Raw genomic sequence first — 12,878 nt, 5'->3', positions numbered from 1 at the left:
TCTCAGCCCTCCGGCGCGAAGATCGCGTCGACCACCTGCTGCGCCCACTCGAGCAGCGGGACGTCCACGAGATCCTGGCCCATGACCGGCTTGGTCTTGGGCCGCGGGATGAGGACGCCGTTCAGGGCCGGCTTGACCTGGGCGCCCTTGTACATGCGGGTCAGGCGCATCTGACGGGACTCCGGCAGGTCCGCGGCGGGGCCGAACTTCACGTTCTGGCCCAGCAGCATCACCTCGGTGACGCCCGCGGCCCGCGCCCGGTTGCGGAACCGGGCGACGGCGACGAGCGCCTCCACCGGCTCCGGCAGCGGGCCGTAGCGGTCCTTGAGCTCCTCCACCACGGCGTCCACGGCGGCGTCGTCCGCGGCCTGGGCGAGGTTGCGGTACATCTCCAGGCGCAGCCGCTCCCCCGGCACGTAGTCGTGCGGCAGGTGGGCGTTGACCGGCAGCTCCACCTTCACCTCGGCGGGCGCGGTGTCCTCCTCGCCCTTGAAGTCGGCCACGGCCTCGCCCACCATCCGCAGGTAGAGGTCGAAGCCCACGCCGGCGATGTGGCCGGACTGCTCCCCGCCCAGCAGGTTGCCGGCGCCGCGGATCTCGAGGTCCTTCATGGCCAGCTGCATGCCCGCGCCGAGCTCGTTGTGGGTGGCCACGGCCTTGAGCCGTTCGAGGGCCACCTCGCCCAGGGGCTTCTGCGGGTCGTACAGGAAGTACGCGTACGCCCGCTCGCGGCCACGGCCCACGCGGCCGCGCAGCTGGTGCAGCTGCGAGAGGCCGTAGCGGTGGGCGTCCTCCACGATCAGGGTGTTGGCGTTGGCGATGTCCAGGCCGGTCTCGATGATCGTGGTGGAGACGAGCACGTCGAACTTCCGCTCCCAGAAGTCCACCATGATCTGCTCGAGCCGGGCCTCGCTCATCTTGCCGTGGGCGACGGCGATCCGCGCCTCCGGCACCAGCTCGGCGATGCGCTTAGCCACCTTGTCGATGGTGGTGACGCGGTTGTGCACGTAGAACACCTGGCCCTCGCGCATCAGCTCGCGGCGGATGGCCGCGGTGACCTGCTGGTCCGAGTACGGGCCCACCGAGGTGAGCACGGGGTGGCGCTCCTCCGGGGCGGTGGCCAGCGTGGAGGTCTCGCGGATGCCGGTGAGGGACATCTCGAGGGTGCGCGGGATGGGCGTGGCGGACATGGCGAGCACGTCCACGTTGGTGCGCATCTTCTTCAGCGCCTCCTTGTGCTCGACGCCGAAGCGCTGCTCCTCGTCCACGATCACCAGGCCCAGGTCCTTGAACTGCACCTGGTCGGAGAGCAGCCGGTGGGTGCCGATCACCACGTCCACCTCGCCGTGCGCGAGCCCCTCGATGACCTCCTTGGACTCCTTGGCGGTCTGGAACCGGGAGAGCGCGGCCACCTTCACGGGGAAGCCGGCGAACCGGTCGGAGAACGTCTGGTGGTGCTGGCGGGCGAGCAGCGTCGTCGGGACGAGCACGGCCACCTGCTTGCCGTCCTGCACCGCCTTGAACGCGGCGCGCACGGCCACCTCGGTCTTGCCGAAGCCGACGTCGCCGGAGACGAGCCGGTCCATGGGGACGGCCGCCTCCATGTCCTTCTTGACGTCCTCGATGGTGGTCAGCTGATCGGGCGTCTCGATGAACGGGAACGCCTCCTCCAGCTCGCCCTGCCACGGGGTGTCCGGGGCGAACGCGTGGCCGCGCGAGGCCATACGGGCCGAGTACAGGCGGATGAGCTCGCCGGCGATCTCGCGGGTGGCGCGCTTGGCCTTGGACTTGGTCTGCGCCCAGTCCGAGCCGCCCATCTTGGACAGCGACGGCGTCTCCCCGCCCACGTAGGTGGAGATCAGGTCGAGCTGGTCGGTGGGCACGAACAGCCGGTCGCCGGGGGCGCCGCGCTTCGAGGGCGCGTACTCCAGCACGAGGTACTCGCGGTAGGACTCCTCGGCGCCGGGGGCGGTGCGCGGGCCGCCGGTGACCTTGCGGCGCTGCAGCTCCACGAAGCGGGCGATGCCGTGCTGGGAGTGCACCACGTGGTCGCCGGGCTGCAGGGTCAGCGGGTCGACGGCGTTGCGCCGCTTCCGGGCCAGCCGCGCTCCGGGGGCGCGCGTGCCCGCGGTGCGGTGCCGGCCGAAGAGGTCGTGCTCCGTGATCAGCGCGATCTGCGCGTCCGGGATCGTGAAGCCGGAGCCGACGGGCGCCGCCGCGATGGAGACCCGCCCCGGGGCGAGGTCCGCGGGCAGGGGCCCGTCCGCCACGGAGGCCGTGAGGCCGGCCTCCGTGGTGAGCTCGGCGAGGCGGCGGGCGGAGCCGGGGCCGTCGGTGAGGACCACGGCATGCCACCCTTCCGCGAGCCGGACGCGGGTGTGCGCGACCATGGCCTCGATGTCGCCCGAGAAGGTCTGCGGGACGCCGAGGGTGGCGCGCAGGGTGGCGGCGTCGGGCAGCAGCTCGGCGTCCGAGACCAGCGCGGTGACGGACCAGAACCCCTGGTCCTGCTCGAGGGCGGCCGCGCGGAGTTCGGCCACCGTGAGGAAGCCTCCCGCGGCGGACTGGTCCGCCCCGGCCACGTCCACCGGGGCGACCGCGCCCTGCGCGGCGCCGGCCCACGCGGCCTGGAGGAACTCCTCGTTGGTGGCCAGCAGGTCGTCGGCGCGGCCGCGCAGGCGCTCGGGCTCCACGAGGACGGTCAGCGAGCCGGTGGGCAGCATGCGGGGCAGCGAAGTCATGGCCTCGGCCAGCAGCGGGGAGAGGGACTCCATGCCCTCCACGGCCACGCCCTCGGCGATCCGGTCCAGCATGTCCGCGGCGGCGGGCATGGCCGGGATCAGCTCTTTGGCGCGCCGGCGCACGTGGTCCGTGATCAGCAGCTCGCGGCACGGGGGCGCGTACAGCTCGGAGGGGTGGCCCGAGCCGTCCTCCGTGGTGTCCTCGAGGGAGCGCTGGTCCGCCACGGAGAACCAGCGCATCTGCTCCACCTCGTCGCCGAAGAACTCGATGCGCACGGGGTAGTCCTCGGTGGGCGGGAACACGTCGATCAGCCCGCCGCGCACGGCGAACTCGCCGCGTCGGCTGACCATGTCCACGCGCGAGTAGGCGGCGTCCGCGAGCGCGGCCACCACGCCGTCGAAGTCCCGTTCCTCCCCCGTCCGCAGGGTCACGGGGCTCAGCTCGCCGAGCCCGGCCACGAGGGGCTGCAGCACGGCGCGCACGGGGGCGACGACGATGCGCAGCGGGCCCTCCGCGTGCTCCTCCGGGTGAGCGAGGCGGCGCAGCACGGCCAGGCGGGCGCCCACGGTGTCCGAGCGCGGGGACAGTCGCTCGTGGGGCAACGTCTCCCAGGACGGGAACAGCGCGGCGGCACCGGCGGGGGCCCAGGCGGCCAGGTCGGTCACGAGGTCTTCGGCCTCGCGGGTGGTCGCGGTGACCACGAGGACGGCGGCGCGCTCGCCGTGGCCCTCGGCCAGCGCCTCGGCGAGGACGGTCAGCAGGGGCGCGCGGGCGCCGTCGGGCAGGCCGATCTCCAGTTCGACGCCCCGGGACTCGAGCGGCCGGGCGGCGGAGGCGGCGGCCGCCTCGATGGCGCGTTCGGCGCGCAGGCGCGGCAGCAGCGGGGCGAGGACGGGGGTGGTCTCGGGGGCGCTCATGCGCGGACCTCCGGGGTGGCGGTGGAGCCGTCCGTGGCGGCGGGCAGTTCGGTGGTCATGATCTCCCGGATCTCTTCGAGGAAGGCGAGCACGTCGTCGGCGCCGCCCACCGGGCCGCCGGCGGTGAGCCGGTCCGTGCCGAGCAGCACCGCGGTGGGGAACGAGTGCAGGCCGAGGGCCTGCGAGGCGGCGCCGGCCGGGTCGGCGAGCACGAGGGACGCGTCGACGGCGCCGCTGTGGATCGCCCCGTCGGCGCCGGGGGCATGCTGGGGCATCAGGACCCGCAGCCGGACCGGCCCGAGCGCGTCCTTGAACTCGTCCAGCCGCTCGATCACCCGCGCGCAGGAGCCGCACCCCGTGGACAGGCGCAGAGCCACCACGGCCCCGTCCGCGACCAGCCGGTGCAGACCGGTGTACTCGCCGTCCGCGACCACGACGGCGTCCGGGAACGGGTGGCGTTCGGGTTCGGCACCGTCGGCCGGGTCGACGGCGGCCGGGGCCTCGGGCGTGGGCGTCGCCGGGGCGGCGTCGGGTGCGGCCGGGACGGACTCGCGCCCGGCCAGGAACGCGGCGGTCGCGAGCAGCACGGACACGAGCAGGGCCCACGCCCACGCCCCGGCGCCGAAGGCGGTGAGCGGCTGCCAGGCCAGGCCCGCGCCGTGCACCGCCAGCGAGACGATCCCCTCGGCCACGGCCAGGACGGCGAGGGCCAGGAAGACGACGTTGCGGACCACGGTGGTGCGGGAGATCGGGGCGGCCGAGGCCTCGCCGAAGCAGCCGCACGAGACGCCGTCGTCCTGGGCCCGGACCACGAGCGCGAGGAAGGCGGCGAAGAGGGCCACGGCCACCAGGCCGACGACGGGACGCAGCAGGGTGAAGGGCTGCAGGAGGGCGACGGCGAGCAGCAGCTCGAGCCAGGGGAACGCGCGCGCCAGGGCGGGGGCCGCGAACGGGCGGGGCACCCTGAGTCGGGTGAACGTGGCCTGCACGTCCTCGCCGGAACGGAGCTTCACCGTCCCGCTCAGGAGCATGATGAGGGCCACGGCCCAGAGTGCCGACATGGCGGACACACCTTCCAGGGGGTTCACGAGGGGTCGCGCGGCCGGTCCCGGCACCGTGCACGGGACCCGGGTCGCGGAGGCCAGCATATAAGGTGAGGGATGGACGCCCATCGCCGTCGGCGAACCGGTGCCGGCCCTCTCACGGCCCGCCGGGCGCGGTCCGACTTGACCCCGAGGAGACACCGTGGCCTTTTCCGCCCAGCAGCCCATCCCGCACCCGCCGTCGGCCGTGGCAGCCGCCCTGGCGTCCGAGGACTTCCACCGTTCCGTGGTCGAGTCCTTCGGCGGCTCCCTGGTCTCGTTCTCCGTGGAGGGTTCCCCGGAGGGCCCGATGACCGTCACCGCCGTGCGCTCCCTGCCCGCGGACCGCATCCCGGACCGTGTCCCGGACATGGCCCGCAAGCTCATCGGCTCCGCCCTCCAGGTGGAGCAGGTGGAGCGGTGGGACGCGCCCGCCGCGGACGGCTCCCGCACCGGCACCACCACCATCACCGTGCCCTCCGCCAAGGCGACGGCGGACGGCTCCCTCCGCCTGACCGCCGCCGGTGAGGGTTCCCAGTTCTCCGTGGACGGCACCCTCGTCTGCCGGATCCCGCTGGTGGGCTCGAAGCTCGCCGCGAAGGCCGAGCCGATGGTCGGCAAGGTCGTCAATCGCCAGGCCCGGGCGCTGTCCTCGTGGCTCGAGCGTGACGGCGGAGCCGCGCGCGGTTGATCTCGTTCTCCCGTCGCCCGGCGCTGTCGAGCTCGGCTCCGCCTGCCCGGCGGGGGCGCCGGGCCCTTCCCTCGCCGGACGCCGTGCTCATCGTGTGCACCGGCAACGTGTGCCGCTCGGCCTATGCGAGCCGGGCCCTGCAGGGCCGGCTGGCGGTCCTGGCCCCCGGCCGGGTGGAGGTCGGCAGCGCCGGCTCCCAGCCGAACCAGGCACTGACGGTGCCGCCGCCGCTCGTGCGGCTCGGCGCCGAGGCCGGCGTCACCGGGCTGGAAGGCCACCGTCCCGCCGCGTTGCAACCGTTCATGGTGGCGGAGGCAGATCTCGTGTTGGCCGCGGCTCAGGAGCACATGCGCTTCGCACTCCAAGAAGTGCCGCAGGCCGTCGCGCGGGTGTTCACCGTGCTGGAGCTCGCGGCGCTGGTCCGCGCGATGGACCAGCGGGACGGGCGGGACTGGATCCCCGCCGGTCGCGGGGTGCGTGCGTTCGCGGCGGAGGCGGCCCGCCACCGGGCCCTCGCGCGGTCGACCGCCCAGCCCCTCGACGTCGTGGACCCGTTCCGCGGGCCGGTGGAGGGGTACGCGGAGATGATCCAGATCATGGATCCTGCACTGGAGACCATCGCGGATGCCCTGGCCCGTGCCGTGAGCCCGACCCCCTGAGCGTGGGGCTGAGCCCCCGTCGAGGACGTCCGCCCGGGGCGGGAGGCTCAGTGGAACGCCTGCTGGGCGGCCTCGAGCCCGTCCGTGACGAGCTTCTCGACGGCGTCCGCCGCGCGGTCCACGTGCAGCGGCAGGACGTCCTGCTCGGGCTTGGTGAAGGGGCGCAGCACGAAGTCAGCCACGTCCATGCGGCCCGGGGGGCGGCCGATGCCGACGCGCACGCGGGCGTAGTCCTTCGTGCCGAGCGAGGCGGTGATGGACTTCAGGCCGTTGTGGCCGCCCTCTCCCCCGCCGCGCTTGAGGCGCAGGGTGTCGAACGGGATGTCCAGCTCGTCGTGGACCACCACGAGGTCCTCGGGTCCGATCCCGTAGAAGGACGCCAGCGCGGAGACGGGGCGTCCAGAGACGTTCATGTAGCCGGTGGGCTTCGCGAGCACGACGCGCGGTCCCCCGATGCCGAGGCGACCCGTGGCCACCACGGCGCCGGCCCGGTGGCGGGTGAACCCGACCCCCATGCGGGAGGCGAGCTCATCCGCCACCATCTGGCCGACGTTGTGACGGGTGCGCTCGTACTCGGGCCCGGGATTGCCGAGCCCGACGATGAGCGGGGTCCCCGTCGTCATGGCGTGATCAGTCCTCGGAGCCCTCGGACTCGCCCTCGGCGGACTCGGCGGCCTGCTCCTCCTGCACGGACTCGTCGCCGAGGTCCTGCTCGACGACCTCGTTGACGGTGGCGATGACGATGTCGTCCTCGAGCTGCAGGGTGGTGCCGGCGGGGACCTGCACGTCCGGGGCGTACACGTGGTCGCCGGCCTCGCGGCCCTCGACGGAGATGGTGACGGCCTCGGGCAGGTCGGTGGCGTCGGCCTCGACCGGCACGGTGACGTAGTCCAGCACGTAGTCGTTGCCGGGGGCGACCTCGCCCTCGACATGCACGGTGACCTCGACGATGACCTTCTCGCCGCGGCGGACCTCGATGAGGTCCAGGTGCTCCACGGTGTCCTTGATGGCGTGGCGCTGGATGTCCTTGGGCAGGACCAGGTGCTCCTCGCCGGCCTCGCTCACGACGGTGAGCAGGGCGTTGGGGTTGCGGACGGCCAGGGTGGTCTCCTGGGCCGGCAGCAGCAGGTGCACGGGATCCTGGCCGTGGCCGTAGACGACGGCGGGGATCAGGCCGGCGCGGCGGGCCTGGCGGGCGGCACCCTTGCCGAAGTCGGTGCGGCGGGTGACCTTGATCTTGAGCTGGTCAGACATGATGCGTCCTCCTGTGGGGGTCTCGGCCGCGCAGCCGGGGGCGGCGCGGGATGCGGCCAGGAGGGGGCTTCAGTGCCGCAGCGGGCCAGCATGCTGACACGCGGCGGCGGCCTCGTCGATCACGGAGCGCGCGCTCCCTCGCCTGGGCAACCTGGACAGGATAGCACCGACGCCGGCGGGCCGGCTCAGACGCCTGCGCGCCGGGACCGCTCCACGATGCGGTCCAGCTTGCGGCGGTGAGCCCGCTCACCCGCAGACACGCCGTGGGATTCGTCGTCCTCCTGGGCGCTCAGCAGCAGGCCGCAGCCGAGCACGATGGCACCGAAGATCGTGATGAACACCTCACCGAGCTGAAGGGAGGTGACCAGGATGATGACCGCGGCGGCCTCGACGGCCACCCGCGACGGCGATCGGTGCGTCCGGGCGAAGGGCCGCAGGCACAGCCACAGGTAGGCGCCCACCACCACGATCAGGAACGGCCAGCCGCCCTCCACCAGCAGCCCCAGATAGGAGTTGTGGAAGAACATGGACACGTTGTCCAGCTCCACGAATGCTGTGGAGAGGCCCTGGCCGAAGAACGAGGTGTCGGCCACCTTCTCCGCGGACGCCTGCTGGATCTCGGCCCGGAACCAGTCCGTGCCGGTGCGGTCTCCGAAGATGCCGAGGTCGGCCAGGTTCTCCTCGGCCCAGCTGACGAACCAGCCCATGACGACGGCGAGTGCCATACGGAGGACCCGCCCCAGGTAGGGGCTCACGAGGATCCACACGACGGCGCAGAGCAGACCGGCCATCGAGGTCCGCGAGCCGGTGAGGAACGTCAGGGCGGAGCCGGCGCCCAGCACGAGGAGCTTGGGGCCCATGCGCTGCATGGTGGCCACGAGCAGCACGGGCAGGAGCGCATAGAAGAGGCCGGAGACGTTCTTGTCCCCCAGGAACCCGGTGAGGTAGCCGCCGTAGGTGTCCGGGGCCAGGCCCGCGTAGAAGAGGGGCACGTTGATCAGTGCTCCGGCCGTCATCCCGTAGAGGACGCCCTTGATGTCGATCCTCTCGCTGGCGATGGCGTAGATCAGCAGGATCAGGAGCGTGATCCTCGTGGCGCGACGCGTGGGGTCGAGGTCGTTGTGCACGGTCACCGCGACGAGATACGCCACCAGGGCCAGTGCGACGAGGGCCAGCACGCCGTAGTGGGAGAGGTCCCGGCGGGGCTGCCGGAATGAGGCGAGGAGCAGCAGAAGGATGGCGGAGAACTCCGCGAACGGGATCGGCAGGCCGGGAGCGGTGAACGCATCCATCACCAGGCCGATGGCCAGCACGGCCTCGAACAGCCGCGGTGAGGCCGGCGTGACCAAGGGGTTCCACGGAGAGCGGGTCCACGCGGCCTGACCGTCCGGGACGAGGCCGAGTGAGGCGTGACGCCTGGCAGGCCGGGCCTCGGGTGGCACCACGGCCCTCACAGCGCGGGCAGCCGTCCGGTCACGGGGCGTGCTCGAGCGCATGGTGCGGAACCTTTCGTGGACGCCGGGCGATACTCGGCTCAGCGTAGCGCGGTGGCGTGCCTCGTCCTCGGGCCCGGCAGACCGCACGGCGGGTGTTGGTACCGTGGACCTGTGCGTTTCCTGGCCACAACGGCCCGCGCATCCCCGTCCATGACCCCCGAGGTGCTCCGTGACGATCGTCGACTTCTTCCGCCTCCTGCGCGCCAACCTCCTGCTGCTCCTGGCAGCAGCCCTTGTGGGGGGTCTGTTGGGTTGGGGCTACTCCGCACTGCAGCCCCGGATCTACGCATCCGAATCTCAGGGGTTCCTCGCCGCCCGGGCTGCAGATCAGAGCCTCATCACCAGCAACCTGCCCGCCGAGAGCCGGGCTCAGGCCTACGTCGCCCTGATCAACAGCGAGGCCGTGCGTGAACGCGTGGCACAGGACACGGGGCAGGACGGCGACGGCTCGCTCTCCGCGGTGCTCGTCCCCGAGTCCAGCATGATCAAGGTGACCGCCACCTCGACCGATCCCGAGACCGCCGCGCAGCTGGCGAACAGTGCACTGCAGGCGACGGCGGACGTGGCGGCGGACGTGGACAAGAACAGCCCGCTGGAGGTCGTGCCGCTGTCCGATGCCCGCGTGCCCTCTGCCCCCGTGAGCCCTGACACCCGGCGCAACGTCCTCTTGGGCGCGGTGGCCGGACTGGGTGCGGGACTCGCCATCGCCGTGCTCCGTCGTCTCCTGGACGTGAAGGTGCGCAGCCGCGCCGACGTGAAGGAGATCACCGGCGCCGGCGTCATCGGGGCCGTCCCGGAGAACGCGTCCCTGACCCGCACGGGCGAGGAGGCCGTGGACCTCGACCCCCGGGCCGGCGAGGCCATCCGGGCGCTGCGCACCAATCTCAAGTTCGTCTCCGTCGACGAGCCGCCGCGCGTCGTCTCGTTCACGAGCGCGGACCCCTCCGAGGGCAAGTCGACGGTCGCGTCGAACCTGGCCCGCGCCCTGGCCCTGGCCGGCGAACGGGTGCTCGTGGTGGACGCCGACCTGCGGCGGCCCCGGCAGCACGACCTCTTCCAGGTGGCGGGCGACGTGGGCCTGTCCGAGGTGCTGGCCGGTGAGGTGCAGCCGGACGACGCCCTCGCGGCGACCGGCATCCCGAACCTCACGCTGCTTCCCGCCGGCCGGACGCCCCCGAACCCGTCAGAGTTGTTGGGCTCGAAGCGCATGCGGGCCCTGCTGAAGCTGGCGTCGGAGGACTTCTTCGTCATCGTCGACTCCCCTCCCCTGCTGCCCGTCACGGACGGTTCCCTTCTGGCCACGGCCGTGGACGGGACGGTGCTCGTGGTGCGTCAGGGGCGGACCCGCAAGGACCACCTGGAGGCGGCTGTGGAGAATCTCGCCGCGGTGGACGCGCATCTGCTGGGCGTCGTCATGAACGGCGTCGCGCGCTCCCAGCGCGGCGGCGGCTACTCCTATGGCTATGGGTACGAGAGCACGTACCACAAGTCCCACGAGAAGTACCTGAAGGGAACCGGCGCGGCCGGCAAGGGCGGAAAGAAGTCCCGTCGGGCCGCACGCGCGAAGAAGGGCTGACGCCAGTCCCCTTCACGCGCTGGGGCCCCGCACCTTCCGGTGCGGGGCCCCACTACGTCTGTTCGCGCCGGCCAGTGCTGGCTGCGGCCCCGTCGATCACGGCGCGCGCTCCCTCGCCTGGGCAACCCCGGCAGGACGCCACCCGCACGACGGGGGCGGGTGGCCCGGTTCAGCTGCTCAGCTGCTGCAGATTTGCTGTGGCTTCGGCGTCCGGCGTGACCGCCATGCGCCCCTGAGCGCCGGGAACGTAGGGTCCGCTCGGCCCGTTGCGGCGTTCGAAGCTGAGTGTCATCGGCTGCTGCGGCCCGGTGGGCCCGTCCGGGTCCACGACGATCTCCCGGTACGTCCAGTAGTCCAGGGGCAGGCAACGGAAATTCTCCGACATGGAGAACTCGGCGGCCTTCACATGGAAGGTCTCGAGGTAGAGCCGCCCGTCACTCTTGACGTTGGCCGGATTGATGGTGCCGGTGTACGTCCAGGTATAGGGGGTGTACTCGAAACCGTCGGCCTTGGTCTGCGGCCTACCCGTCTCAGGACGCCCCCACTTCGCGGAATGCCCCGTGGCCGTCTGCCAGGTGATCGGGTTCTGCTTCACGTGGTTGCCGCGCACCCAGTAGACGAGCTTGGCGTTGCTGTAGCTGGCGTCCTTGGAGACGTCGTAGAGGTAGAGCCCGAAGGGCGCACCGTCGGGAGTGGTGCCCGGGTTGGAGGGCGCCGAGTTCACCTCGAGAGAATAGCGGCAACCGCCATGATTAGTCGGCGAGTTCAGCACCCAGCCGTTGATGCCGGGATCCTTGCGCAGCGAAGCGGCGAAGGACGGTGCCGCCGAGACCATGGCGACGGCGGGGACGGACCAGGCCAGACCGGTGGCGACGGCGCGCCGGCCCGGGCCTGACGCGGGGGTGGAAGCGGAGCGAGCAGTCATGAGGGGCCTTTCGGGGAGACAACGCGTGCCTGATTCAGGAGGACTACGTGTGCCTGATGTATTTCCGCTGTGCAGACACGTCCAGGGCAAGAGTATCAGCGTGTGCCACCCGTCATTTCTGACAGGTGGTCTCGTAGCCGTTCGCGCTGGTCCGGGGCGGTGTAGCCGACGGCGGCCAGGGGTCCGAGGTCGAGGGCGCTGTTGGTCGGCCGCGGGGCCACGCCCTCCTTGCCGGCCATGTACGCGGCGGTGGTCGTGGCGGAGACGCGCCCGGCGTCGTGGCCGGTGTCCTCGAAGACCCACCGGGCGACGTCGTGCCAGGTGACCACGTCGCCGCTGTTGGTCATGTGGAACGTGCCCGTGGGCGCGTCCGTGGTGACCAGGTGCAGCAGGGCGTCGGCGAGGTCGTCGGCGAAGGTGAGGCGGCCGTGCTGGTCCGCGACGACGGCCGGGTCGATCCCGCGCTCGGCGAGGGAGGCCATGGTGGCCACGAAGTTCTTCCCCTCCCCGATCACCCAGGAGGTGCGCACGATCCAGTGCCGCGGCACGGTGCGCACCGCGGCCTCGCCGGCGGCCTTCGACTGGCCGTAGACGCCCAGCGGCGCGAGCGGGTGGTCCACCGGGTGCTCCTGCCCCACGGGGAGGGCGCCGTCGAACACGTAGTCCGTGGAGACGTGCGCCAGGGGGACGCCGGCCTCGGTGCAGCGGCGCGCGAGCTCGGCGACGGCGGTCGCGTTGACGGCCCACGCCTGGGCCCTCCCCTCGGGCGTCTCGGCGGCGTCCACCGCGGTCATGGCGGACGCGTTGACCACGGCGCGCAGGCCGCGGAAGTGCTCCCGCGGCCAGGACGCCGGATCGGTCATGTCCCACGTGTCCCGGCCATGGGCCTCGACCGGGATCCCCGCGGCCTCGGCGCGGGCCACGAGGGCACGGCCGAGCTGGCCGCCGGCGCCGAGCACGAGGATCGGGGCGGGCGGCATGGGGGTGACGTCCGCGAGCATCGGGTGGGCGCGGTCCTTGGCCGAGAGCTCGGCGTCCTCGAGCGGGATGGGCCAGGCGATGGCCGCCGTCGGGTCCGCGAGGTTGAGGAACGTGTACCGGCCCTGCGCGTCGGCGGACCAGTGGTCGTTCACCAGGTAGGTGTAGGCCGTGTCCGGCTCGAGCGTCTGGTAGGAGTTGCCCACCCCGCGCGGCACGAAGACGGCCTTCTCCGGGCCGAGCTCCACGGTGGCGACGGCGCCGAAGGACGGCCCTTCGCGCAGGTCCACCCAGGCGCCGAAGATCCGGCCGTGGGCGACGGCCACGTACTTGTCCCACGGTTCGGCGTGGATGCCGCGGGTGGTGCCGACGGCGTCGTTGAAGGAGATGTTGTTCTGCACCGGGGCGAGCGCGGCCAGGCGGGGGTGCTCGGCGGCGAGGGCGCGGATCTTCTCCCGCTGCCAGTTCTCCTTGAACCAGCCGCGGTTGTCCCCGTGGACGTCGAGGTCGAGGACGAGCAGGCCGGGGATGGCGGTCTCGGTGATGCGCATCAGCGGT

At 72.5% G+C, this 12,878-nt stretch carries 10 protein-coding genes; 3 read left to right on the top strand and 7 right to left on the bottom strand.

The genetic code is table 11. The features are described 5' to 3' along the window. Positions 1-2: 2 nt before the first annotated feature. Both mfd and ACTSKS_RS07975 read right to left on the bottom strand, forming a co-directional pair. Positions 3-3,659: a transcription-repair coupling factor gene (mfd, locus tag ACTSKS_RS07980; protein ID WP_442927444.1), complete on the bottom strand. Its 3,657-nt coding sequence runs from the start codon at positions 3,657-3,659 to the stop codon at positions 3-5. Then, on the bottom strand, positions 3,656-4,720 hold the full coding sequence (locus tag ACTSKS_RS07975) for a MauE/DoxX family redox-associated membrane protein (RefSeq protein ID WP_144825359.1): 1,065 nt from the start codon (positions 4,718-4,720) through the stop codon (positions 3,656-3,658). The genes mfd and ACTSKS_RS07975 overlap by 4 nt, the downstream gene beginning before the upstream one ends. Positions 4,721-4,904: 184 nt before the next feature. Between ACTSKS_RS07975 and ACTSKS_RS07970 the strand changes: the two genes are divergently transcribed. Together ACTSKS_RS07970 and ACTSKS_RS07965 are read left to right on the top strand one after the other, a co-directional pair. Continuing rightward, complete coding sequence (locus ACTSKS_RS07970; RefSeq protein ID WP_145950476.1) at positions 4,905-5,432, top strand: DUF2505 domain-containing protein; 528 nt, start codon at positions 4,905-4,907, stop codon at positions 5,430-5,432. An 83-nt stretch (positions 5,433-5,515) separates the two neighbouring features. Then, the gene (locus ACTSKS_RS07965; RefSeq protein WP_144825361.1) at positions 5,516-6,091 is read left to right on the top strand and encodes an arsenate-mycothiol transferase ArsC; all 576 of its coding nucleotides are present in this window, start codon (positions 5,516-5,518) and stop codon (positions 6,089-6,091) included. Positions 6,092-6,138: 47 nt separating this feature from the next. Here ACTSKS_RS07965 and pth read toward each other — a convergent pair whose 3' ends face one another. The 3 genes from pth to ACTSKS_RS07950 form a co-directional block, all read right to left on the bottom strand. Beyond that, a complete protein-coding gene (gene pth / locus ACTSKS_RS07960) occupies positions 6,139-6,714 on the bottom strand; it encodes an aminoacyl-tRNA hydrolase (RefSeq protein ID WP_442927443.1) in 576 nt (191 codons plus the stop codon). Between the two features lie 7 nt (positions 6,715-6,721). After that, positions 6,722-7,345 (bottom strand): 50S ribosomal protein L25/general stress protein Ctc, encoded by a 624-nt coding sequence (locus ACTSKS_RS07955; RefSeq protein WP_036317372.1) that lies wholly within the window; start codon positions 7,343-7,345, stop codon positions 6,722-6,724. 185 nt (positions 7,346-7,530) lie between these two features. Next, positions 7,531-8,694, bottom strand: coding sequence for an O-antigen ligase family protein (locus tag ACTSKS_RS07950; protein ID WP_233263250.1), 1,164 nt, complete (start codon positions 8,692-8,694; stop codon positions 7,531-7,533). Positions 8,695-9,010: 316 nt separating this feature from the next. Here ACTSKS_RS07950 and ACTSKS_RS07945 point away from each other — a divergent pair, with 316 nt between their 5' ends. Continuing rightward, positions 9,011-10,417, top strand: a complete 1,407-nt coding sequence (locus ACTSKS_RS07945) for a polysaccharide biosynthesis tyrosine autokinase (RefSeq protein ID WP_442927442.1) — start codon at positions 9,011-9,013, stop codon at positions 10,415-10,417. 169 nt (positions 10,418-10,586) lie between these two features. Here the strand turns inward: ACTSKS_RS07945 and ACTSKS_RS07940 are convergent, their stop codons facing one another. Together ACTSKS_RS07940 and ACTSKS_RS07935 are read right to left on the bottom strand one after the other, a co-directional pair. After that, on the bottom strand, positions 10,587-11,342 hold the full coding sequence (locus ACTSKS_RS07940; protein WP_442927441.1) for a hypothetical protein: 756 nt from the start codon (positions 11,340-11,342) through the stop codon (positions 10,587-10,589). 95 nt (positions 11,343-11,437) lie between these two features. Then, a complete protein-coding gene (locus tag ACTSKS_RS07935) occupies positions 11,438-12,871 on the bottom strand; it encodes a sugar nucleotide-binding protein (RefSeq protein WP_442927440.1) in 1,434 nt (477 codons plus the stop codon). Positions 12,872-12,878 lie beyond the last annotated feature (7 nt).

This window comes from Micrococcus sp. TCR-5 (genome assembly GCF_052220525.1).
Lineage (GTDB): Bacteria > Actinomycetota > Actinomycetes > Actinomycetales > Micrococcaceae > Micrococcus > Micrococcus luteus.
Note: the sequence above shows the minus strand (reverse complement) of the source record. Positions and strands in the feature narration are given on the sequence as shown.

What these genes read in the sequence shown, in the direction of transcription:
- mfd (WP_442927444.1), bottom strand. Translation starts at nt 3,659, where the DNA reads ATGAGCGCCCCCGAGACCACCCCCGTCCTCGCCCCGCTGCTGCCGCGC.
- ACTSKS_RS07975 (WP_144825359.1), bottom strand. Translation starts at nt 4,720, where the DNA reads ATGTCGGCACTCTGGGCCGTGGCCCTCATCATGCTCCTGAGCGGGACG.
- pth (WP_442927443.1), bottom strand. Translation starts at nt 6,714, where the DNA reads ATGACGACGGGGACCCCGCTCATCGTCGGGCTCGGCAATCCCGGGCCC.
- ACTSKS_RS07955 (WP_036317372.1), bottom strand. Translation starts at nt 7,345, where the DNA reads ATGTCTGACCAGCTCAAGATCAAGGTCACCCGCCGCACCGACTTCGGC.
- ACTSKS_RS07940 (WP_442927441.1), bottom strand. Translation starts at nt 11,342, where the DNA reads ATGACTGCTCGCTCCGCTTCCACCCCCGCGTCAGGCCCGGGCCGGCGC.
- ACTSKS_RS07935 (WP_442927440.1), bottom strand. Translation starts at nt 12,871, where the DNA reads ATGCGCATCACCGAGACCGCCATCCCCGGCCTGCTCGTCCTCGACCTC.